17 protein-coding genes are annotated in these 23739 nt (G+C 37.5%); 6 read left to right on the top strand and 11 right to left on the bottom strand.

Annotation, left to right across the window (positions count from 1 at the left end):
- Window positions 1–205: 205 nt before the first annotated feature.
- A complete protein-coding gene (locus SLP02_RS04395; protein WP_319419435.1) occupies window positions 206–1246 on the top strand; it encodes a PstS family phosphate ABC transporter substrate-binding protein in 1041 nt (346 codons plus the stop codon).
- A gap of 7 nt (window positions 1247–1253) precedes the next feature.
- On the opposite strand, the gene SLP02_RS04400 is transcribed toward SLP02_RS04395, so the two are convergent.
- Both SLP02_RS04400 and SLP02_RS04405 read right to left on the bottom strand, forming a co-directional pair.
- Window positions 1254–4517, bottom strand: a complete 3264-nt coding sequence (locus SLP02_RS04400; protein ID WP_319419436.1) for a GAF domain-containing protein — start codon at window positions 4515–4517, stop codon at window positions 1254–1256.
- Between the two features lie 698 nt (window positions 4518–5215).
- Window positions 5216–5992 (bottom strand): DUF928 domain-containing protein, encoded by a 777-nt coding sequence (locus SLP02_RS04405; protein WP_319419437.1) that lies wholly within the window; start codon window positions 5990–5992, stop codon window positions 5216–5218.
- Between the two features lie 237 nt (window positions 5993–6229).
- On the opposite strand from SLP02_RS04405, the gene SLP02_RS04410 reads away from it, so the two are divergent.
- From SLP02_RS04410 to pstA, 3 genes are all read left to right on the top strand, one after another.
- A complete protein-coding gene (locus tag SLP02_RS04410) occupies window positions 6230–8758 on the top strand; it encodes an EAL domain-containing protein (protein WP_319419438.1) in 2529 nt (842 codons plus the stop codon).
- A 161-nt stretch (window positions 8759–8919) separates the two neighbouring features.
- The gene (pstC, locus tag SLP02_RS04415) at window positions 8920–9816 is read left to right on the top strand and encodes a phosphate ABC transporter permease subunit PstC (RefSeq protein ID WP_319419439.1); all 897 of its coding nucleotides are present in this window, start codon (window positions 8920–8922) and stop codon (window positions 9814–9816) included.
- Window positions 9817–9856: 40 nt separating this feature from the next.
- Complete coding sequence (pstA, locus tag SLP02_RS04420) at window positions 9857–10750, top strand: phosphate ABC transporter permease PstA (protein WP_319419440.1); 894 nt, start codon at window positions 9857–9859, stop codon at window positions 10748–10750.
- Between the two features lie 58 nt (window positions 10751–10808).
- On the opposite strand, the gene SLP02_RS04425 is transcribed toward pstA, so the two are convergent.
- From SLP02_RS04425 to SLP02_RS04440, 4 genes are all read right to left on the bottom strand, one after another.
- Complete coding sequence (locus SLP02_RS04425; RefSeq protein ID WP_319419441.1) at window positions 10809–11396, bottom strand: hypothetical protein; 588 nt, start codon at window positions 11394–11396, stop codon at window positions 10809–10811.
- A gap of 233 nt (window positions 11397–11629) precedes the next feature.
- Window positions 11630–12133: a hypothetical protein gene (locus tag SLP02_RS04430; protein ID WP_319419442.1), complete on the bottom strand. Its 504-nt coding sequence runs from the start codon at window positions 12131–12133 to the stop codon at window positions 11630–11632.
- Between the two features lie 32 nt (window positions 12134–12165).
- The gene (locus SLP02_RS04435) at window positions 12166–13059 is read right to left on the bottom strand and encodes a glycosyltransferase (RefSeq protein ID WP_319419443.1); all 894 of its coding nucleotides are present in this window, start codon (window positions 13057–13059) and stop codon (window positions 12166–12168) included.
- Window positions 13060–13355: 296 nt separating this feature from the next.
- Window positions 13356–14996, bottom strand: a complete 1641-nt coding sequence (locus SLP02_RS04440; protein ID WP_319419444.1) for a hypothetical protein — start codon at window positions 14994–14996, stop codon at window positions 13356–13358.
- A gap of 102 nt (window positions 14997–15098) precedes the next feature.
- Between SLP02_RS04440 and SLP02_RS04445 the strand changes: the two genes are divergently transcribed.
- Window positions 15099–15236: a hypothetical protein gene (locus SLP02_RS04445; RefSeq protein WP_319419445.1), complete on the top strand. Its 138-nt coding sequence runs from the start codon at window positions 15099–15101 to the stop codon at window positions 15234–15236.
- A gap of 1 nt (window position 15237) precedes the next feature.
- Here SLP02_RS04445 and SLP02_RS04450 read toward each other — a convergent pair whose 3' ends face one another.
- The 5 genes from SLP02_RS04450 to SLP02_RS04470 all read right to left on the bottom strand — a co-directional run bounded on the left by SLP02_RS04450 (window position 15238) and on the right by SLP02_RS04470 (window position 21664).
- Window positions 15238–16773 (bottom strand): lipopolysaccharide biosynthesis protein, encoded by a 1536-nt coding sequence (locus SLP02_RS04450; protein ID WP_319419446.1) that lies wholly within the window; start codon window positions 16771–16773, stop codon window positions 15238–15240.
- A gap of 16 nt (window positions 16774–16789) precedes the next feature.
- Window positions 16790–17782 carry a sulfotransferase domain-containing protein gene (locus tag SLP02_RS04455; RefSeq protein ID WP_319419447.1) on the bottom strand — a complete coding sequence of 331 codons (993 nt, stop codon included), beginning with the start codon at window positions 17780–17782 and terminating at the stop codon, window positions 16790–16792.
- Window positions 17783–17833: 51 nt separating this feature from the next.
- A complete protein-coding gene (locus SLP02_RS04460) occupies window positions 17834–19057 on the bottom strand; it encodes a glycosyltransferase family 4 protein (protein ID WP_319419448.1) in 1224 nt (407 codons plus the stop codon).
- 3 nt (window positions 19058–19060) lie between these two features.
- Window positions 19061–20110 (bottom strand): glycosyltransferase family 2 protein, encoded by a 1050-nt coding sequence (locus tag SLP02_RS04465; RefSeq protein ID WP_319419449.1) that lies wholly within the window; start codon window positions 20108–20110, stop codon window positions 19061–19063.
- 96 nt (window positions 20111–20206) lie between these two features.
- Window positions 20207–21664, bottom strand: coding sequence for an NAD(P)/FAD-dependent oxidoreductase (locus tag SLP02_RS04470; RefSeq protein WP_413467328.1), 1458 nt, complete (start codon window positions 21662–21664; stop codon window positions 20207–20209).
- A 482-nt stretch (window positions 21665–22146) separates the two neighbouring features.
- On the opposite strand from SLP02_RS04470, the gene SLP02_RS04475 reads away from it, so the two are divergent.
- Window positions 22147–23733, top strand: coding sequence for a glycosyltransferase family 39 protein (locus SLP02_RS04475; RefSeq protein WP_319419451.1), 1587 nt, complete (start codon window positions 22147–22149; stop codon window positions 23731–23733).
- Window positions 23734–23739 lie beyond the last annotated feature (6 nt).

Here is a 23739-nt window from a genome sequence, read left to right on the forward strand (position 1 = left end):
TTCAGCGGCAGAAATAACATTCTAAAACAATTATTTAGGTAAGATTACTTAATATTATATAAATATAGCTTATATAAATCGCTAAAATAGCCTGAAAATTTTTTAGGCACAATTTTAGACGACTTTCCCTGGCACAATCTTTGGTCAGCATTTTCACTTAATATGAGTAGAAAGTAAACACATCACTGACTTTAAAATTGATTTTATGGGCGCTCCGCATGAGAAAAGTTATGAGAAGTTAACTTTAGTTGCTGTAGGTATAGCAGCCTTTGTTTCTCTAGCATGGTCAGTAGGATTAGTCGGCAAAGGAATTTGGCAATTGTCCCAATCCAGAATTGAAGCTGGGTCAAACAGCAAAAATATTCCTGATTTTTCTCGTGTGCCAAACGTAACTACTGGAGTCTTCAATTATGGCGGTAGCACTGCTTGGGCTTCTCTTCGTTTAGCCGTAGACTCAGTTATTCAGTCAGAACGACCTGAAATACAATTTCGCTATGTTCAACCCCAAAATGAGCCACCAGGTTCTAGCCCAGGAATTAGAATGCTGCTCAAAGGTCAAGTAGATTTTGTCCAATCTTCTCGTTCTCTACGTCCAGAAGAATATCAGCTAGCTAAACAAAAAGGCATAAAGCTCAAACAAGTGCCAGTGGCTGTCGATAGTATCGCTGTGGCAGTAAACCCCAAGCTTGACATTCGGGGTTTAACTCTTAGCCAACTCCAAGCAATCTACACAGGAAAAATAATCTCAAATTGGCAAGAAATAGGTGGACCAGATCTACCAATTACCGTCTATTCTCGTCCTGCCAGTGCGGGAGAAAGAGTCGATTTTATTAATTCTAAAATCTTTCAAAATAGGGAAATGGGTTCAAACGTTAAATTTATGCCGACGGCTACTCAAGCTCTTCGCCAATTAGCTAATAATCCAGGAGGCATTTACTATGATTCTACGGCAACAATTGTGCCTCAATGTACTGTCAAACCGTTGCCTCTAGGGAAGCAAATGAATGACTTGGTTGCTCCTTATCAACAGCCTTTAGTACCTGCTTCTGAATGCCCACAAAGGCGCAACAGACTAAATGTTAAAGCTCTACGTACTGCGAAATATCCATTGACTCATTATTTATATGTGGTATTTCGACAAAGTGAAAACGGTAAGTCACAAATTGGTCAGGCGTATGCTAATTTCCTGCTTACTCCTCAAGGTCAAAAGCTGATAACCAAGGCTGGCTTTGTTCCTCTTGACTAGTTGGGTTTTAAAGTTCTTTAGGTTCTGATAGCTGTTGAGCAAACTCAGCTAACTTCCGAAAAGAATCAGTGACAATTAAAGATTGCTGGGAGATCTTATCTGACAAGTCAGTAATATCGCCGATAAATTGATTCGTTAAAAGCAAACTTGGTGCTGATTCTGAGTCTTTAGTTAGCTGCCCTGTAATCACATCTAAATCGTAATCATAGCTATCCATTGTCTCTAAAGTTACTTCCCTAGCTTCTATGGTGATTTCTCCCATTGGTAAGGCTGGTTGATTCGATGCTGATAAGAGATCGCTCTTTTCTTTCATGTCATTGATTGGATTTACCATTTGGTAAAAATATTGGTGCGACTGATTTAGTATTTCAACTTTTTTGGCAGCATTAACATCATTTTCTATTTGAGTATTTTTTGATTTACTAACCTTTCCTTGTGTTGCTGAGTGGTGGCTAATTTTTGCTCCGAGATCCTGCAATGCAGCTTGGTTTTTTGTCAGTAGCTTGGAGATCTTTTGATTAAGACTTTGTTGTTCTAAGTGTTGTTTGTCAGTCTCATTTCTTTGGACATTTTTCGCTGCATTTAATGCCTCTCTTAACCCGACTCTATCTAAAGCTAATCCCAATTGCAGAGCTAGTTGAGCAAACAGATCTATTTCCGACTGTGACCACAGGCGAGGCTGTTGGCATTGATGTCCAATAAGTAAACCAAACAATTGCTCGTCCTGTACAATTGGTACTATCACGCTTGCTTTGACTGATAAAGATTCAAGCTGTTCTAAATGATAGGCTGTTAGATTAGCCTGATGAATATTAGCGATCGCCTCTGTTCTACCTTGACGATATTTTTCGCCATATTCTTTAGCAAAGCAGGGATCTTGGCTCTGGGAATTTAAAGCTTTAGGATAACCAGGGACAACTGATTCGGCAACAATATTTCCGTTTAAATTGTCATCAAATTGATAAAGGATTACGCGATCGAGCTTAATTACTTTACGAGCTTGTTCGACGGCAATTTTTAGCAGTTGCGATCTGTTAACTTTTTCACTGATACCAAAACTGAAATTGTTTAACAGTTGCATTGGCAGACCGTCATTTTTTAATTTTTTCAGCAGTGTGGCATTATCGAGAGCAAAACCTACTTGTGTGGCAATCTGTGTCATCCAGCGAATTTCATAGTCCTGCCAGTTGCGAGGTTCACTACACTGATGAGCTACCAGTAAACCAAACAGCTTTCCTTCATTAAGGATCGGCGTAACTAAATTGGCTTTTACCTCTAGGTTTTCTAGCTGTTCGATATAGCATTTACTCATGCCTGCTTCATAAATATTATTAATGGCTCTGACCCTGCCATCACGGTATTTGTCGAGATATTTGGCTTCAAAACAGGGATCTTTAATGGTTTTATTTAATGCCCTAGGATATCCTGCCGATACGGATTCGGCGATTACTACGCCGTACTTGTCTTGATTAAGACTATAAACCACTACGCGATCGCATTCTAAGACTCTTCTAACTTCTTCGACGCTGGTATCTAGGACATCTTCTTGTTTGATTGAGGCGCGAATGTACTTAGTGGCATCGGTAAAGTAATTAGTCCATTTGCGTTCTTTTTCTACTTGAATCTGAGCAATCGCTGATGCTGCTAATACCTTGGCATTATCGAGGGCAAAACCTACTTGTGTGGCAATCTGTGTTACCCAGCGAATTTCATAATCCTGCCAGTTGCGAGGTTCTCTACACTGATGAGCTACTAGTAAACCAAACAGCTTTCCTTCATTAAGGATCGGCGTGACTAAATTGGCTTTTACCTCTAGGTTTTCTAGATGTTCGATGTAGCATTTAGTCATGCCTGCTTCATAAATATCATTAATGGCTCTGATCTCACCATCACGGTACTTGTCGAGATATCTGGCTTCAAAATAGGGTTCTTCAATGGTTTTATTCAATGCCCTAGGATATCCTGCCGATACCGATTCGGCGATTACCACACCGTACTTGTCTTGATTAAGACTATAAACCACTACGCGATCGCATTCTAAGACTCTTCTAACTTCTTCGACGCTGATATCTAGGACATCTTCTTGTTTAATTGAGGAGCGAATGTACTTAGTGGCATCGGTAAAGTAGTTAGTCCATTTGCGTTCTCTTTCTGCTTGAGTTTGGAGATTAACCATATCATCTAATAACTTAGCGTTTTCCAAAGCCAAACCAGTTTTTTTAGCTAGCTGGTGTAAAAACTCAATGTCCCCCTGCTGCCAATGTCTCGGTTTATCACACTGATGAGCTACTAGTAGACCAAATAACTTTCCTTCAATAATAATAGGCGTAACTAAATTGGCTTTTACCTCTAGCTTTTCTAACTGTTCTCTATGGGAAGGGGTCATTTTTGTCTTATAGATATTGTCTATGGCTCTGACTTTGCCATCACGGTATTTATCCAGATATCGAGCTTCAAAACAGGGATCTTCGATTGCTATACCCAACCATTGAGTATAGCCAAGAGCAACTGATTCTGCTATGATTTCGCCGTATCTATCTTGGTCAAGGCTGTAGACTACAGTGCGAGCGCAATTCAAATAGTTGCGTGCCTCTTCGACAATGGCTTTAAGAGTATCTTTTTGTGAAACAGACTGGCTTAAATTATCAATAAACTCTCTATATACTTGAGTGTTCGCTTCTTCAGCGATTCCTGAGCTTGACGTTTGAGACATCGAATCCAAAAGCCGTTTTGTCCCCAAGGCCGCGATCGCACCAGCCAGTAAAGCTGTTATTCCACTACCAATTAATAGAGCAGCCAGTAGTTCTTGTTGTCGTGCTAACTCTGTTTCAGCCAGATCTATATTATCAGATCGTTTTGCTAAGATTGCCTGTTTATTAACAGCTTGGCTACCAAAATAGTAGGTTGCAGTTCCTATTGCGAGTATAGGTAACATTATCGCACTACCTACCAATGCTGCTGCTGTTTTGGCTTTCAGCCTTTGAAAAATTGATTTGCTTAGGTTTTTGCTCGGTGATTTTGTCTCTACCCTGATTAGTTCACCTCTCTTGTCAACATTCTGTGTATGGGAATTAGCTTGCTCTTTTGCTGGTTTAAAGACAAGTGATTTAGAGGCTTTAACTGATGTAAGTTTGCCTTCTGCGTTATTCGATAAGACGGAACTCTGAGAAATATCAGTTAAATTAGCTTGGCGATTAATATCAGTTTTAAGTACCTGAGAACTAATTTTATCTTTGCCGTTATTGGTTTTACTGCTAGGCGTTTTAGTCATTATTAATCCAATAAAAAATGGAATAAATTCTTTTTTAATCAGGTGTTGAAAGCAAAATATTCTGAAAATAAGAGAATCTATGACAAGCAAATAACTTTTGATATAAAAATACCAAAACTTTACGTATTTTTACTTAATTTATAATACTACATTAACTCAAGAAAACTATCGGCTTAGTTATGTCATCTGAAGGGTTAAATTGAAAAATGCGGTTAGCACCACAAAGATAAAATTTATAGATTTTACAGCCATAGATATTCAAACTTCACTACAAAATATCAAGACTGAATAATTCCATTGTCTATTTTGCTGACGCTTTCTGAATATTGTCTGGCTACATAATCATACTAATTGCTGTTCGTATAGGTGAGTTATCTATTTCAGAGGTCAGAGGTCAATTCGAGCATTATATGCGGACAAGCGCGAAAAGCGAAGCGAGGCGGTCTTGGGGGTTTCCCCGCAGGGCTGGGTACAGCCCAGAGCGTCGCTGGACGCGACTCAACGCTTCGCGTTGTGCAGCCATCGCTTCAAGAAGCCGTTGCGGGGGTTTCCCCCGTTGCGAAGCAAAGCGTTGCGGAGGTTCCCTCCGAGTAGCGCTATTGCTGAGGGCGAGGCTCCATAAGCAAGAAAGGGCTAGATGCGGACAAGTCCTTTCTTGCATCTAGTCCTTTCCTGCATCTAGTTCTTAGATCGCTAATTCATCGAGAATTTGCAGATGTTTTAATCATTTTACTTTTGATAAAAGGTTCAGAAGCCAAGTCCTCTAAACCAACCGTCCCTAATAATTCTGACCATTTCTTTCTAACTGTAGATTGTTTAGCATTAAAGTCTTGCTCGTGAGCTAGTGTAGCTATAGCATCATACCAAAAACCTTGTTCACTATATAATTCAGCCTTTTCTACGGAGGTAGCAAATTGAAGTTTTTGTTTAATAGCCCGATCGATTTCCTTCTGATGCAGCCAGCCTTCAACCACTACATCACGTGAACGCTCTTGAGGATTACAAATCATTGATAGATACCAATGATAATTTTGCTCGGTTTCGGGTTGATTTGAATTAATTACAGCAGGAATTTTGACGCTCATAATCCCTTTTCCTGGAGTAGTCAAAAATGCTTCATATATCAATTCATCCTGTTCATTACGCAGCACAAACTCAATAGTTTTTTGCTGGCTAACTTCTGGGACGTAAAAGAAAAGTGTAGGAGAGGCAGAATTCTTGATTCCTACGGTTTCATTAGGAATCAAGGCGATTAAATTGCTATTACTAACATTTGCTAAACAATTATCACCACTTCTACTTCCGCCATCTCGACGATTAGTAGGTAAACCATAATTAGAATTGGCGGACTTACTTTTTTCTGATTTTTGTTCGGCTGTAGCTGGATTAACTAAACTTAGCTGTAACAAATTTACAATAATTAATAAGCCAAATAATCTATTGAATTTACTTAGTATGAATTTAATATTTAACATTATTTATTTGTTGACAAATTAATTGATAATATATAAATATATTAATCTTATTTGTCAACAAATGTCCATGTTTGTAAACTTTAACTATACTTATTTAAAACAATATTTTATTGGCTAATAAATTAACTGGTTTTACTGAATATTTTGCTAATTGTGCTTTTCTATTAGTAAATTTACTTAATTAATAATATATTTTTTACTCTTTAAACTCTCGATTATGTAGGAATTAACTAGTCAATGAATAATGATAATGCCAAAACGGTTTATAAATACTTTAATTTTAAAAAAGCCAAAAATTGGATTGGGGCATATAGTTTTTCTTTATTGTTATTAACGAGTTTTGTTACCTTAATAGTATTAGGAGCTAGGCAATTTAGTGGGTTACAGGGATTAGAATTATTGGCTTACGACTGGATGATCAATTTTAAAAGCAAAAACGAAATTGATCCAAGATTATTAGTAGTTGAAATTACGGACAAAGATATTGACTCACAAAATAGCTGGCCAATCACTGATGAAACGATTGCTCAGTTGCTTAAAAATATACAGCAGTATCAGCCAAAGGTAGTTGGCTTTGACCTTTATCGAGAAGTGGCTTATCCTCCAGGTACAAAATCCCTCAGACAAGAATTACAAAAAGATAATGTAGTCGCCATTCAACTATTAGGAAATGGAAATAATAGTGTTTCTGCACCTCCAGGGCTAAAACCTGAGCAAATTGGTTTTAATGACATAGTTATCGACGAAGGAGATGATGTTCTGCGTCGTAATCTTATGTATGTTCAATTGGGTAAAAAAGAAGAGGAAAAGATGTATGCCTTTTCTTTGCGCTTAAGTCTTAAATATTTGGCAGAGCGTAATCTTTTATTCCAAGTTCATGATGATTCTCTGCAAATCGGTAATGCAGTTTTTCCTGATTTAAAAGCAAATTCAGGTGGTTATCAGCTAAAGTCGTCTGAGACTGCGGGTTGGCAAACTTTAATTAACTATCGTTCTCCTAATATTGCCCAAAAAGTAACTTTATCGGCAGTATTAGAGGGGAAAGTTCCACCCAATCTAATCAAAGACAAGATAGTTTTAATTGGTACGACCGCCCCTAGCATTAAAGATATTTATCCTACTCCCTATAAAGGTGCTGAAGGGTCTATGCCAGGAGTAATAGCTCATGCTCAAATGGTCAGCCAAATTTTAAACGTAGTTTTAGATGATAAGTCTCTATTTTGGTTTTGGCCTGAATGGCTTGAAGGAATATGGATTTGGGGGTGGGCATTATTAGGAGCAGCGATCGCCTGGAGACTGAGACACCCTTTATTAATTGTCACTGTGGGTATAGTTAGCATAGGCGGTTTATGGGGAATTTGCTTTGTTACCTTTACTTTTAACGGTTGGATTCCCTTTGTTCCCGCTGCTATTACCTTGGCGTTAACTACCGCCAGCGTTTTAGGCTATAAATCTCTATATAACCTGTTTTATGATTCTTTGACAGGACTACCCAACCGTACTTTATTTACCAAAAAACTTGAGGAACTAAAACAGAGAAATCGCTTTAAATCAAAAGGATTAATTGCAATTCTCTGTCTCGATTTAGACCGTTTTAAATTAATTAATGACGGCTTAGGATATCAGGCGGGCGATCTCATTTTGATCGAGACGGCTCAACGTTTACAGGACAATTTGGATTCTAAAGCAATTCTTGCCAGGGTAGGGGCTGATGAATTTGCGATCGCTATTAGAACTACCGAAGAAACTACAGAAGCGATCAAAATAGCTAATAAATTAAATAAAGTATTATCTATTCCTTTTAAACTTAGTCAACAAGATATCTTTACCTCTGCCAGTATCGGTTTAGCACTCAATCGTCTGGGGGAAGATTTTCAACCAGAAGAACTATTGCAAGCATCTCATACCGCTATGTATAAGGCTAAGGCATCAGGGAAAAGCCAGCATGAGGTATTTGCCATCAAGATGCACGAACAGGCATTAAAGCGACTGCAATTGGAAGCAGATTTGAACCAGGCGATTACTAATCAAGAATTTGAGCTTTACTATCAGCCAATTATCTCTCTGGCTACAGGAATGCTTAGTGGTTTTGAGGCTTTAGTGCGCTGGCAATCTCCCGCCAGAGGTTTTATATCTCCTGGGGCTTTTATTCCCGTCGCCGAAGAAACAGGTTTAATTGTGCCAATGGGAAAATGGATCTTAGAAACAGCCTGTAGTCAGATGCAGGCATGGCGCAGAGAATTTACCCAAGCACAATCAGTAGTTATGAGCGTCAATCTTTCTAGCCGACAGTTTGCTCAACCCGATCTAATTGCTCAAATTCAGGAAGCTTTAATTATTACAGAATTAGATCCAGCTAATCTGAAGCTGGAGATTACCGAAAGCATGGTGATGGACGATGTGGAAAATACAATTATTTTACTCAATCAGTTAAAAAAATTAAATATTAAAATCAGCATGGATGACTTTGGTACAGGGTTTTCTTCTTTTAGTTATCTCCATCGTTTTCCCACGGATACTCTTAAAATAGATCGCTCCTTTGTCAGTAATATGAGTCAGGGAGTTAAAAATTTAGAGATTGTTAATACCATAGTCATTTTGGCTCACAAACTGGGTATGGATGTCATCGCTGAAGGCATTGAAACCGAGTCAGAAAGAAAGATTATTCAAGACTTTAAATGCGAATATGGACAAGGTTATTTCTTTGCTAAACCTTTATCCAAACATGATGCTACAGAGTTATTTGTTCAAAATAGGCAGTGGTAATTTTAAAGCTGCTTTGATTTGGAGCGAACAGATAACTTATTCTTTACATATCCTTAATGAGGTTAGGGTAAATAAATACTAGTAGAATATTTACTGATAACTATTTTAATTTCAATCATTATCCTCAGTACCAATAGAATAAAAAGCAATTTAATTAAGTTATGAATAATAAATATGAGCCAAGGATCGAACCCCGTTCGGGAATTGAAAGAAGTTTAGATACTAGTTTTTATTGGATATCAAAGATTTTGGCATTTGCGATCGCCGGTGTTTTAGCTTGGATTACAATTCAAGTAGCCATTAAAGCTATGCCTGCAATAAGTGAATTTGGCTTAGGCTTTCTGACTAGCAGTAGCTGGAATCCTGTTAATAGCCAATATGGAGTTTGGCCAGCAATTTACGGCACATTGGTTAGCTCATTTATCGCCCTGGCGATTTCCGTACCAATTGGTTTAGGGGTAGCTATTTTTCTGAGTGAAGATTATTTGCCCCCTATAGTGCAAAGAATTATTGTTTTTTTGGTAGAGTTATTAGCAGCCGTACCCAGCGTAGTCTATGGCTTGTGGGGAATTTTTGTTTTGATTCCCTTTCTCAAAGGTTTTACACCCCTAAGAGGACCTGGAATGTTACCTGCTGCTCTAATCTTATCGGTGATGATTTTGCCTACCATTGCCGTTATTTCTCGCGATGCAATTATTAATGTAGACCAAGGTATGCGTCAAGCTGCTGTAGGCTTAGGGGCAACTCGCTGGGAAGCTATTTTACAAATCATTTTACCTGCTGCCTCTTCTGGTATTATCGGCGGAATTATGCTGGCTTTGGGTCGAGCTTTAGGCGAGACAATGGCAGTAACTATGTTGATTGGTAACTCTAATAAAGTCGATGCTTCGGTTTTTGCTCCCTCCAATACAGTTTCCTCTCTTTTGGCAAACCAGTTTGCCGAGGCTAGTGGTTTACAGGTAGCAGCTTTGATGTACGCTGCTTTAATTTTGTTTTTTATTACCTTGGTAGTAAATATTTTGGCACAGTTATTAGTTACTAGACTCCAAAGAATTTAAGAGATTATCAGAAATCAAGCAAAGCAAGTTTAAAAAAATAATGACCATAAACACTTCAAAATCAGGTTTTGACGTTGTAAGCCTCAATCGGAATCCTTCCTCTCCCCGTACTCTGTTTGGTTTGATTATGAGTGGTATTGCTGGCTTTTTTACCCTGCTGGCAATAATTCCTTTATTTATCATCCTCACTTATTTAATCACTAAAGGAGTTAGCTCTATTTCTGCATCTGCTTTTACTGAGCTACCCCCTCCGCCAATGGTAGATGGCGGTGGTTTTGGAAATGCCATTTTAGGTACGTTAATCATGGTCGGCATTGGTGCATTAATTAGCGTGCCGATAGGAGTTATGGCTGCAATTTATCTCTCGGAATTTTATGAGGGTAAAGCCGCCGATTTGATTCGCTTTGCGACGAATGTACTTAGTGGCGTACCTTCAATTATTGTTGGTGTATTTGCCTATAGTGCAGTTGTTTTAACTTTTGGAACATATTCTGCCTGGGCAGGGGGATTTGCTTTGGCAATTTTAATGCTGCCAATTATTGTCCGCACTACTGATGAATCTCTTAAGCTTGTTCCCCAAGAAGTGCGACAAGCATCAGTAGGTATTGGCGCCAATACCTACCAAACAGTTTTGCAGGTAGTTTTGCCCGCTGCCTTACCTGCAATTATTACAGGTGTTACTCTAGCGATCGCTCGTGCTGCTGGGGAAACCGCCCCATTGCTCTTTACCGCCCTGTTTACTCAATTTTGGCCTAATTGGGGTAATGGTTTAGCTGAACCCACTGCTTCTCTGGCAGTACTTGTTTATAATTTTGCGATCGTTCCTTTTAAAAACCAGCAAGAATTAGCTTGGGGTGCAGCATTTATTTTGGTACTGATGGTTTTAATCACCAGTGTCGCTTCACGCTTGGCAACTGCAAAGAGGACTTATTGATTTTCTGATATTGTAAATCAAAACACGGTCTTCACTTTATAATAAAACATCTAAAATTTTAAATTCGTAAAGAAGTATTTTCGCTTTTATTACGTTGTTTGAGAATAATAAGAGATGTAATTATAATATATAACATTATCAAAAATACGCTGAAAAATAAGGCTCTAGGTAAAATAATAAAGCCAGCTATACTCAATAGTATTCCAGACAGAAAAAGAATAATTATCTTATTACTAATTAGATCTTTAGCATCTATTTGGCTAATTATAATTAATAGAGGCAAAATCATTTGGATATCATAATAAGAATATCTACCGACTGGAATAAAAAAGTCGCCGATTAAACAGATCAAAGTTCCCAATAAAAATAGATGAGCCATATTCTTGTTTTTCCAGGAAAACTTTAAAACATATAGAGAGAAAAATACTAGAGTAATCACAAATCCAATTAACAAAATATCTCGCTTGTTAGGTATGTCTAAAGCATTTAAAACATCATATAAAGAAGTATTGTCAAGATAGTATTCTAAAGGGTTTCTAACGGTTGTATCGAATCCTTCAATCATTTTTGGATAGACAATATCTGGACTAGGAAGAGTTCTTTCTGAGGGGGGCAAATATGTATTTAAATCTATAACGCCAGTCATTCCTAACATAGTCAGGACGTATTTTTTCCAAATAAAAACACTAGCCACCGTAAAAGACAAAGATACGCTAAATACTAAACCAAGAAATCCTCCTAAAAGAAAAGAATATCTCTGGCAAATTAGAAAAGGAATAAAGAATAGGATAAAAGAGGGTCTTAGGCTAACCGTTATGCCTACAAAGAAACCACTAAGAATATTATTAAATTTTGATGGTTGATTTAGAAAAAACCAGGCTATTGATAGCAGAAAAACATAAACGATATATATTTGACCTGAGTTAACGTGAAAACGCCAAAACAAGCTGTTGGCAAAAAAAAACTAACAACAAGTATTAAATTATTTTCCGACTGAGAATTGCTAGTTTTTAGAAAGATTAGTACAGTGCCTAATAATGCTGCCCATTGAACTATTAGCCAAATTACTTTTTGCTGTAGATAAGATAGTCCCGCAATCGCTGAATGCAAAGCTAAGACAGTAGGTGGAACACTAACTTTGGACAATAATTCTGTTGAAATATCTAACGGATCGTAAAATCTTGCTGATAATCCTGGATGCCATTTAAAAAAATAAGGATCTATTCCTTCCAGCATTAATCTTGCGCCTACAATCCTATTTCTTAAATCTGTACCTGGATATATAAGAGTATTTCGTAGATCGACCAGAAAGCCAATAATTGTAATAACTATTGCTACGATTACCAGTAAATTTATTATTTTGTTGTTTTTAGTTAATTCCATATTTTTGATTTTATTATTTTGCTTAAAAAAAACTAAACGGTACGAGTTGAATTAAAATTAAATCTTTCCCAGAAAAAGCCAGCAACATTGGCTACCTGAGAAATAAAAAATAAACCAGAGATAAGTAATTTTGGTTGCCGAGAAGCTTGAGAAAAAGGATAGGAAAGCAAATTAAAATAAAAGGATAATGGTTCGACTTCTATATCTTTTGCTACCCGTTTAGAACGCAATTGATGAAAACAAAAAGCTCCTCTGCCATAGCCAAAATGCTGCTTCCAGAAGGTCGTTAAACTAAGCTTATGATAGTGATTTACCTGTGCCTGGGAAACATAAAGCATGGGATAACTTAAATTCCAGCGATCGCAAAAGTCTCGATCTTCCGCAGCAGCTAGAGGGAAAGATACATCAAAACCATTTAAAGCTTTGAAATTGGCAGCAGGCATGGCAATATTGTTAGAGGCAAAAAAAGCGTCCTTACCTTTAGCTGGATTGTAATACTCATAGAGATAGTCAATCAGCTTTTGAGATGCAGCAGAAAAAGGATTTTTATCTAGGGCGTTAATTGTCTTACCGCCAATCATGGCTCCTCGATTGTTATTGAACCCAGTCGCAAACTGAGTTAGCCAATCAGGGGTTGGCTGACAATCATCATCAGTAAAAGCTAAAAACTCTCCTGTTGCCACCTCTGCGCCCTTATTTCTGGCAGCAGCAGGACCAGCATTTTCTTGACGTAGCAACTTAATATTTATTTTGTTCTGTAAAGGTGCAACTATTGAATCTAAAGGTGTTTTGCTGCCGTCATCGACTACAATCACTTCAAAACGATCGCGAGGATAGTCTAAAAGAGCGATCGCCTGTAAACAGCTTGCTAGTCTTTCTGGACGATTGTAAGTCGGAATAATAATCGAAAAAAAAGGCTGATTCATTATATTCTTGATATTAAATAAAGTAAGCTCTAAGTATTTACAACTATTGATGGTATCGAGCTAATTACCTATTGTAACAATAGCTAATTAGCAATAAAAAAAGACCCATAACTGAGATACAGCCAATCATAACAATTATAATTAGCTGTCGCTAATTATCAAAGGTAGGAAAGGAGTAAAAGATAATATTGTTATAAATAAAATCAAAGAAATAAAGCGATTGAAGTATCTATTCTTTTGCCTAAAATGCTGTTGATTTCTCAGAACATAAACAACTAAGCTGTACAAAGCAAAAATTAATTAACATAGTAAATAAAGTATTTTTCTTCTGCAACTATAGAATCTTCATAAGATACAAGAAAGTTAATATCTAAGGATGTGGATGTTTCACGCAATCTATGATCGAGTATCAAAAGCAAACTATCAGAATTATCGACCTTTAACTGTTCAACCTGTCTAAGAATATCTAGCTGAGTTATATCTGTATTGAGTCTTACGTTTTTTGATGTCCAAACAGTAAATGTTCCAAAATCTCTAATTTCTGGATAATATATTTTGCGATTTAGCCAAGCAGAAATAGGAGCCACTTTTTTATAGTCGCTGCCGACAATAGTTAATTTTTCTAATTGATTATCTTTGATAAATTGAGCAGCATTTTGGCTATTTGAGAACAATCTGATTGAATCTACGGCATACATTCCAATCCCAGCATAAAGTTGTATACACAATATGATAGTTAAAAATAAGCTTTGGTATTTATGAATTAAACTAGTAACATGATTTTGATTCAGGTTGTAGCGCTTTCTCCTTGATTCGTAAATATGTATCCAAAAACAAGCGATTAGCAAAATAAACAAATGCCCATTATGTCTTATTCGTGGTGTCGTAACTACCAAACCAAAAAGCGTAATTGACAAGGTGCCAAAAACATAGATGAACAATACTTTATAGTTATAAATAAAGATAAAGGCGAAAATTGAGAATAATATTATTGATAAAAATGCAGCTATAAAAGAGCCTAAATTTATATTGGCTATTTCTGGTAACTGAGTGTTACCTGTAAGAATATTAGACCCCCAACAGTGATCCTTGGAAAAATTAGGAATAGGAACATAACTACGCCAGATGCCTGTAACAGCATTTTGTAGAGATTTGATAAATTTTGATAGTTCACCAGAAGCTTGAGCTATGTCAATATTACTTTTATTTCTCAATACATTTATGTTGACTTCACTATTGCCATCTGAAGGAGGGATTATTTGAATAACAGATGCTGATAAACCTAATAAGTAAATAGTTATGCTAATAGCTAATTTACTTGCTAAATCTCGTTGTTGCAAAAGAGTTTTTTTGAGAGATATTTTCTTTACTATCGTAAAAATAAGCACGACTGCAAAAACAAAGCTGATAATCAAACCGTATACACTAGTGTTAGATAATAGAGCTAAAATAACAGCTAAGTATATATAGTTATGTTTTTTACGACAAAATAAGGTACAAAAGCTAAAAATAAACAGTACGCCAAGACTGTAACTTCTACTAATTATTCCATATTCATATAAAGGAAAATATCCAAAGCAAAACAAAGCTTTTTGTAGTTTATTAAATGTAGAGTAATAGATAAAAATGAATATTACGACCGTAGCAACAATCAAATGGAACAACTGTATGATTAGAGGATTGTCGGTAACTTTTGATAGCAAATACAAGCATAGATACCACAAAGCAGGATGACCTGTATATTTTAGATTATCCAACAAATCATTAACAGATATGCTATCTCTGGCGATCAACCAAGCCTCTAATTCATCTCGCCACATTTCATGATGAATTAGACCAAACGCGGCAACAATAAAAAAGGTCAACAATAAAAAAAGATTGAAATTGCTTCGCTTAACATTTTTAAATCCGAACTTAGAAACATTGTCAGCTTTCATAATGTTCATATCTTTAATTTTTTAAGCTCAGATTATATTTAGGATTATCAATTATGCTGTTTTGAATTACCTAAAATTTATATCTCCAATTATGATTTTGTAATGTTTGCCTGTATACATAATTCAGGGCAAAATTTTCCAGATATGCTGGGAATTAATAATGCTAATGCCCTACGCCAAAGTCTAAGAAGTCAAGATTTCTTGGAAGTTGCAGCACGTTTTTTATACGTCAAACAATAAGCTAATTAGGTGGCTTAACTACTCCCCCTTTTATCCCTTTTATATTTTTAATACCTTTGACGATCTCTAATGTTGATCGCCAACCTCCTGGTAACAATAACCAAAAGGCTATATAAATTAAGCCATAGGTAATAGATCTGCCTAAAAATTCTAAGAATAGGCGATCGCTCGTTATCAAACCTCTACTAAAATAGAGACAAGCTGCTGCAATAATCGAAGCTACAAAAGGTCGCCAAATTGCACCCATAAAATCACTCCAGCCAAGAGGAGAAAACTTAAGACAATAGTTAACCGCAGGATAAGTCAACAAACAAGTTCCAATCATATATCCCATCGCTACACCATAAGCACCCCATTTTGCCCCAATGACTACCGCAACAATCATTACTGGAGTGTGAATCAATGCCCAACGAAACTGTCTTTGAGTTTGACCAGCAGAGACATAGAGCCATTTGGTGACGCGGTACATACTGACAACGTATACTGAAATAGCTAGCAATTTAAATAGAGGCACAGCTTCTAGCCATTGCTCTCCCACCAATAGCAAAATCACGTTGCGCGCTTCTACAAAACAATAAGCCAAGGCGGGTAAACAAAAAGCAAAAATCGGCATTAGCCCGTGGCGAGAGTAAGATCGATACAAATCAGGGTCATGCTGGACGCGACTGAGGCTAGATACAGCAACGTCAAACATGGGAAAGTAGACTTGTTCAAAGGGAAAATATGCCCATTTATAAGCTATATAGTATAAACCTAAAGCGTTAGCATTGCTGACATAACCAATCAAAACGCGGTCTAGGTGCATTCCAATGCGAGTAAGAAAGCGAAAGCCAGTTAAATGCTTGCCATAGCTCAACATTGAATCTAATTCGGTGTTTGAGTTATCATCTTTAATATATTTGCTGGGTCGCCAGTCACAAATCCACCATTGAGCAATGCTTTGAGTCACCTGCATTACTGATAATTGCAATACTAATGCCCAGTAACCCCAGCCGACTAGAGCAGCAGCGATCGCAGCTATCGTACTCAACAATAGAGCAACCAGTTCAATGATGGTTAAAGTTCCAAAGCGCATCTGTCGCTTTAACAAGGAATTATGCTGAAAAGCCAGGCAGACACTAAATGCACCTACAGCCAGACCCAAAACTATTCCTGTTAGCCTTGCATCATGGTAAAACATGGCAACAAGGGGAGCAAACAAGACCGTTATCCCAATCAGTAAAGTATTAATTTTTAGCGATCGCCAGAATACGGCACTAGCTTGTTGCTGATCTAAAAAATCTTTTTGCACTACCGCCGTTTCTAAACCAAAGCTGCTTAAGCTGTCTACCAGTAAAAACACGGGGGTAGCCATAGCCAATAGTCCAAAGTCTCCTGGAGTAAGTAAACGAGCCAAAACAGCGGTCGAGCCAATACCCAGAACTAACTTTAGAGGCTGAGAGGCAAAGGTAATCATACCTGAGCGGATTGACTTCTGCTTTAAATTGGCAGATAGATCGTCAGTATTAAAGTGCTGCTGGGAGGATTTCTGGGTCATGATCAGTTTATCTCCTCTATGCTTTTACCAAGCGTTTAATTTTGCCTAACGACCAGTCTTTTGCTAGATTTGCTTTCGCCGAGATAGTTCTTTGACTATTTAAAAAGCCGTAAAAACGTTGAACCTGATCTAAAGGTGAACGATGAGAAAAAGCGATCGCACTTTCCCATGCTGCTCGATCTATATCTTTAGATAAGTTAGGTAAATCCTGCTGTGTAGGAGGATATCCCAGCAAATCCAGCATTGGTGCTGCAACTTGTTCTACTTTTTGTTTCTGGCGATCGCTTAGTTTCGTTTGCCATTGACCCGAACTACCTTTTCGTAGGTGCTTTGGGCTTTGCTGCTTCATGGTTTTAAAGGCAACATTATGTTTAATTTGAGCGATCGCATCTGGGGATAATTCTATTTCTAAATAAGCCAGTAATCCTTCTAACTCACTGTCAAATGAATGTAGTAATCGCTCATAAAAAATAGGATAAATATTTAATTCTGTCTGATATTTTAAATAAACGCCTACGTGCTGCACCCATTGGCGCGTCATCTCTTCAATCCTGTTTTCTAAATAGGTTTCGGGGTTTTGTTCGTAATGGGGCGAACCGTTTTTAAGTTTATGTTCGGTAAAGGCAAATTTAGAATAAGAAATCGCTACGTCGCGAGGATCGCGAATAATATAAATAATTTTATTAAATTTGGGTAATATAGACTTTGCTAGGGGATTTAAATTTGAATGAGTCCAGACTTGACTAGATTGCTTAATATAGCTATCTATATCGGTAATTTCTTCGCGAAAAACTCCACTAAGGCGACAGTAACAACGCTCTTCTATAGATAAAAAATCCATTGAACTTTGACCTGCAAAGCTTAATTGCCAATTCTTAGCTTGCTCTTGAATTGGGTGCTGTTGAATATAGCTGTGGTGTTCTTCTCCTGCTGAAGCAAGAATATTTTTGATAATGGAGTAAAGCCAATAATTACCGCTTTTAGGAACTCCTGCTTGTAATATGGTCATTTTTTTCATTTATCATTAAACATTTATCATTGGCGAGATGGAAATCTATTTTCAACTAATGGATCTATTAAGGGATAGATCGCCAATTGCATATTTCTCTTGGAGGCGATTATAAATCTCCAGGAAGCTTTGATTACGGTTATTTTCGCTGAATTTAGCAAGAGCGCGATCGCGTCCCATATTGCCCATTTTGGCTGCTAACTGACAGTCAGACAATAACCGAGTTAAATTTGCTGTCCAAGAGTCAACATCTCCAGGAGATGAAATCAAAAATCCCGTTTCGCCATCGACGACAATTTCTGGTTGCGCCCCTACAGCCGAGGCAATTACCGTCGTTCCGCGCATCATCGCTTCAGTGGTAACATTTCCAAATGGTTCTGCCCACTGAGAAGGAACTGCCTGCACCCAAGCACCTGCAAAATGCTTTTCCATTTCTGACTGCGGTAAATAGCCTAACCAAGTTACAGCATCGGCAATGCCTAAATCTTTGCTTAAATCCTGTAAGCTGTCTTTGGCTGCACCATCACCAGCAATCATAAGCTGAGACTGAGGTACTTGAACTAAGACTTTAGCAAAGGCTCGTAGTAGAATATCTACACCTTTTTCTGACACTAAACGTCCTGCATACACTACGGTAGGTATCTGACTTAAAGGCAGTTGCTCTTCTCTAATTGGCACACCGTTATAAACTACTTCAACGGGTCTAATTCCCGCCTCTTCTAATTTTATTTTCATTCCTTGACTTAAAGCAACCACCACATCAAAGGCATCTCGCCAATACTCCCATAGCTTATGCTGCACCATCAGCATCGCCCAAGACTGAGGAGTAAGACAGCCATTGCTTAAACAAACTGTTCCAGGTTTACTGTGGCAATCACTACCGTCGGGTAAGACTTTAGTTCCTGCGGGGCAGATTGCTTTATAGACTGCCGTTTGATATATGCAGGGGATATTTTTAAGTAAGGGCAAAATTGCTGGCGACATCTGCCACATAAACATTCTGACGTGGACGACATCGGGTTTAAATTTCCGTAGAATTTGACGCAGCTTTAAATATGCACTGGGGTTAATAGTCTGGGACAATACTTGCAATAAAGTGTTAGTACCAAAACAGCTATAGTCAGCTAATAATTTGCTGTCCTTTACTGGTGTCGCCAAGCTAGAAAATAATCTGACATCGTGACCCAAATCCCGCAATCCTTGGCGCAACGAAAGCATTTGTAATTCTGCTCCTCCCGTTGCCGTGCCGATATCGTGAATCATCAGAATTTTCATAGATCAACGATGAACTAGTTCTCTAGTATCAGCTTGTTTGGTAGGAGAACTTTTTTGTCTCTGCTGATGTGCCTGTTCGTGGCGGGATGTCAGATAGTGATTTAGGGTTTTTTCAACGGGTGCTAATAAACCAAACATCACTAGTTTTTTAAAGAAACGATTATTTATACCCAAAGTTAGTTTATTAACTATAGGAGACAAGATCGTATCTCTGCGTCGCCAACCTAATGCTTTGTGCTTTTGCTTAAAGTAGCTGTCCTCTGCCAAATCCCATTTTTGGCGCATCCGAATCAGGCTTTTGGTTTCCCAGTCATTGCTCCAGCGCAGCATATAATAATGTAAGTCGCTCCACTGCAAAGGAACTGCGGCAACATAGGTTACTAGGCTATCTGGCTCAAAATAAACTTTGTAACCTGCTTGCATTACGCCAAGGCAAAAATCAATATGTTCTTTGGTATTAAGCATTTGTTCATCAAAATAGCCCAATTCCTCAAAGATGCTGGTGCGGACAAGCATACAGTGAAATTCACACAGTTCGGTTTCGCAACGCTGCATTTGCGATCGCATTTTTCCCGTTGCATGACCCTGCTTATACATTTTTTCGCGCATCCGTCTTCTGCCCTTGGCATCAACTACAATGCGAGACTCGCCACCTGCACAATGAATTTCTTCATGGATTGGTTCGTATTGACACATCAACGGACCAACAACTACTGCATCAGTCGTTTCGGCGCAGTCTACTAGCGTTTTAAGCCAGCCTGGCTGCACTACTATATCGTTGTCGGCAAAAACCACATATTTGGTATCAACTTTAGCCAAGCCCAAATTGCGCGCCTGATTGGGATACAGGTAATAATTAGTTCTAATAAGCTCAAACTCTTTTTGTTGGGCTTGAGCTTCCAGATATACTTTAATTGCTTGGGGAGAATTACCGTCTACGTAAATAAGCTTGAAAGGTAATTCGGTATTTTGATAAATACTTTCTAATGATTCACGAGTATAGCTAAAGCGTTCACGAGGAACGACAACTATCGTAACTAAAGGATTATTCATATTGTAATCTGAGTCGATTAATTTTTTAAAGCTTAGAGCAAGCGAGCTTAAAGCTATGAACCAATATTTAAACGAAGCTAATTGATAACCAGAGGGTTAATTAGAGACAGCATAAGCTTGGTTTTTTAGATTGGAGTAAGCTTTTTTGCTATCGGTGAAATCTTCGTGATAGGAACGCTCAACGTTTACATTCCAGAGATCGTGTTTTTCACCCAGAATGTTTTTCGCTGCCAACAAACCAGTCAACATAGAGTGGTCGCTATTGTTATAACGGTGCATACCATTTCGACCTACCGTTTGTAAGTTCTCAAATTTCTGGATGTATTCCTGAATTATTTCCACGTTTTGACGATACTCGTCATCATAAACGGGATAAGCTTTAAACTGGCGAATGACCGTACCGTCTTCAATGTTAACTTCTGGATCTACTAGCCCTAAAGCTTTAACTTCACGACTAGCTAATTCGACTAATTGCTCGTTAGACATTTGCCAAATGCGATCGCCTTCGTTACAGAAGTATTCCATTCCCAAACAGGTTTTACTCTGATCAGGCACCATTGCTTTACTCCAGTTTTTGAAGTTTTGAATTCTGCCTACCTTAAATTCAGGACTATGAATATAAATCCAGTTATCAGGAAATAGTTCAGCCTTGTCTACTACCAAAGAAACAATCAGGAAATCGCGATACTTAAGGCTGCTAGCAGCTTTCAAAATTGCTTCTGGGGGTGCTGGATTCATTTTTTTTAGCAACAAAGATACAGGCATACTAGATACAAAGTTCTCTCCTGCAACTTTGCTAGTTTTACCGTCCTGTTTTATGGTGACGCTATTGACTCGGTAACCATCCCGTTCTATTTCAACAACCTCAGTATTGAGATGTACGGGTGAACCTTTGCTATCTAGCTTTTGTTGAAAACGTTCCCACATTTGCCCAGGACCATATACGGGATAGTTAAATTCTTTGATTAAAGTCTTAGTATCATTACTGCCAAAAAGAGCGTTAGTAATAGCTGTTTTAAGAGATAATCCTTTAATGCGCTGTGCTGCCCAATCTGCTCTAATTTCTGTACAGGGTATACCCCAGACCTTTTCTGTATAAGTTTTAAAAAAAGTTTCAAATAAACGCTTACCAAAGCGATTAGAAACCCACTGCTCAAAGTTTTCCTCTACAGGGTTGGGACTTACTTTGGCTTTAAAATAGCTCCACATAATTAGGGTACTATTGATTAGACCTAAATTAGATAAGGCATTATAAGGTTCTAACGGATAGCTAAAAAATTTATTTTTATAATAGATTCTTGACATCCGAGGAACTTTAATAAATTCCTTTCCCATCACTTCTTGCCAAAGCTGTTCTACTTCTCCAACTTTAGTAAAAAACCGATGTCCACCAATGTCAAAACGGTAGCCTTTATAAGTTTCGGTGCGCGAAATACCACCAACTCGATCTGCTTTTTCAAACACAACTGATTTTTTACCGTGCTTACTTAGTTCATAAGCAGCAGTTAGACCAGCAGGACCACCACCAATAACAACTGTCGGGATTTGATTCATATTCATAATAATTTGCCTGTAAATAATTTTGGCTCGTTTCTGTATACGTTTAACCTGTCTTGAAGGCAATCATTGATTTGGCAAGAAAACTTTCAAGGCAAAGATGATGATTGGCAATTTGAACAAATATTTATTGCAGTTGAGCATTAGTATTTTTGTTCAAACTTGCTATACGATATAGGTATTTTATAAATGTTTTTAGTGTTGCCATGATGATGTTGTGAGCAATATTACCATGTAACCAAGCATTTTTACTCTTAACGGTAATTATAAATTCCCAAAAAATATTACGTAAGATACGCTGTGCAAACTTCATATAACTTTTACATGAAAAGCTGCTTTAGCCTGTACAAAATAAAGTTGGCGTGAAATAAAATATCTTAGATGCAGTTTAAGCTTTTAAGTTAGTGTTATTTTAACTAAAACTAAAGTTGAAGATGCGATCGCATTTTATGAATAAAGATTTGCAGATCTAAGCAAATATGAAGACGGCGCACAGAGTAACCGTAATAGCATTACTGTGGTTAATGTTCGTTAATCCTGGTAGCATAACTAATCTTGATACTGAGCGCAGATTAAATATGTCTCACGCTTGGTGGACCAGAACTGAAGAAAGTTTTTCAGGAAACAAGGTAGTGATTAACATTAATGGGAAAAACTATGTTCCCTATGATTTGGGGCAGTCAATGCTAATGCTTCCAGGGGATTGGCTGGGAGAGAAACTGGGTCAAAATATTGACAACGAAAAAGAACGTCAATATTTTAGGGAAGCAGTTGTCAGCTTCTTAATTTTCTTACCAATAAATTTGCTAGCTGTACTAACTTGCTTTAAATTTTTACAGCTTGTTGGTTATTCAGAAAGAATTGCTGGACTATCTAGTATTGTCTGGCTTCTAGGAACTAGCGTCTTATTCTACTCTAGTTTTCATCAACAAAATAACCAAATACTGCTGTTTGTCTTAATTAGTTATCAAGCTGCTTTAGCTTATGTTCTCAAAGATAAGAAATCCCTGGCGATATTGAGCGGAGCAAGCTTAGGAGTTGCTTTTCTCATCAGAATTACTAGTATTTTATACGCAGTCAGCGTTCTGATATTTTTAATAGGATGCGTCTTTAGTAAACGTAAGTTGAAGTCATCATTTTCTAGAGCTTTTAAAGCTTTGACTTTGTGGATGACTGGTTTTGTTCCGTTTATTTTATTAGAAAGAATTTTAACCTATGTCCGTTATGGAGATTGGACAGCAACCAGCACTTCGTTACATCTACAAATATACTCAAAAGCCAGTAGCTTGGGCGATCCCAATGCTATAGTCGAGGGAGCAAATAAAGGCTTTTCCTTTTTGAAGTTGTTGACAAAGGTTCAACCAGAGGCATTGTTAGCACCTTTATTTTCTCCAGAAAAGAGCATTTTTCTTTACGATCCGCTGGTGCTGCCATGCTTAATTCTATTTTTCATCTGCCAGAAATTTTTATCTCAATACATCAAATGGTATGTTACAACTGTAATAATCAGTTTTATATTACATACATATATTTACTCTTGGACTTCCAATTGGATAACAGACGGAGTTTGGGGAGCTAGATATCATATAACCTTAGTTCATTTGCTGCTTGTTCCTCTTATTCCTTTACTGGTTAGAGGTGCTATGAAACAAGCAAAGAATATAAACATAAATTCAAGTCAGTTGGCTTTACGCTCGATTGCGAGGATTATAATTGTGGTAGCTATCTTAATTCAATTTGCCTCTATTAGTCTAGACTTTAGCTTAGAGGCAACTCAACATACGTTAGGTGTTGGTTCTCGATTTTATATAGTCCAACGATTTGATAATATTTTTGCAAAAATAGATCGTGCTGATAAAAACAGTCTCCATCTACCAAAAATTAAAGACAGTGCAGATAAAACTGCTTTAAAAAATAAACTACGCTGGGATTTTTTACCGTTTCTGTATCAAAATGATTTAAAAAATGATTCTTCCCTAAACAAATTTATGCCCGTATTATTTGGAGTTTGGGCATTAATTTTTATATTTGCAGCTATTACTACAGCTTGGATATTTTTTGAGTAATAATAT

It is taken from the genome of Pleurocapsa sp. FMAR1 (genome assembly GCF_963665995.1).
In the GTDB taxonomy this organism is placed as follows: domain Bacteria; phylum Cyanobacteriota; class Cyanobacteriia; order Cyanobacteriales; family Xenococcaceae; genus Waterburya.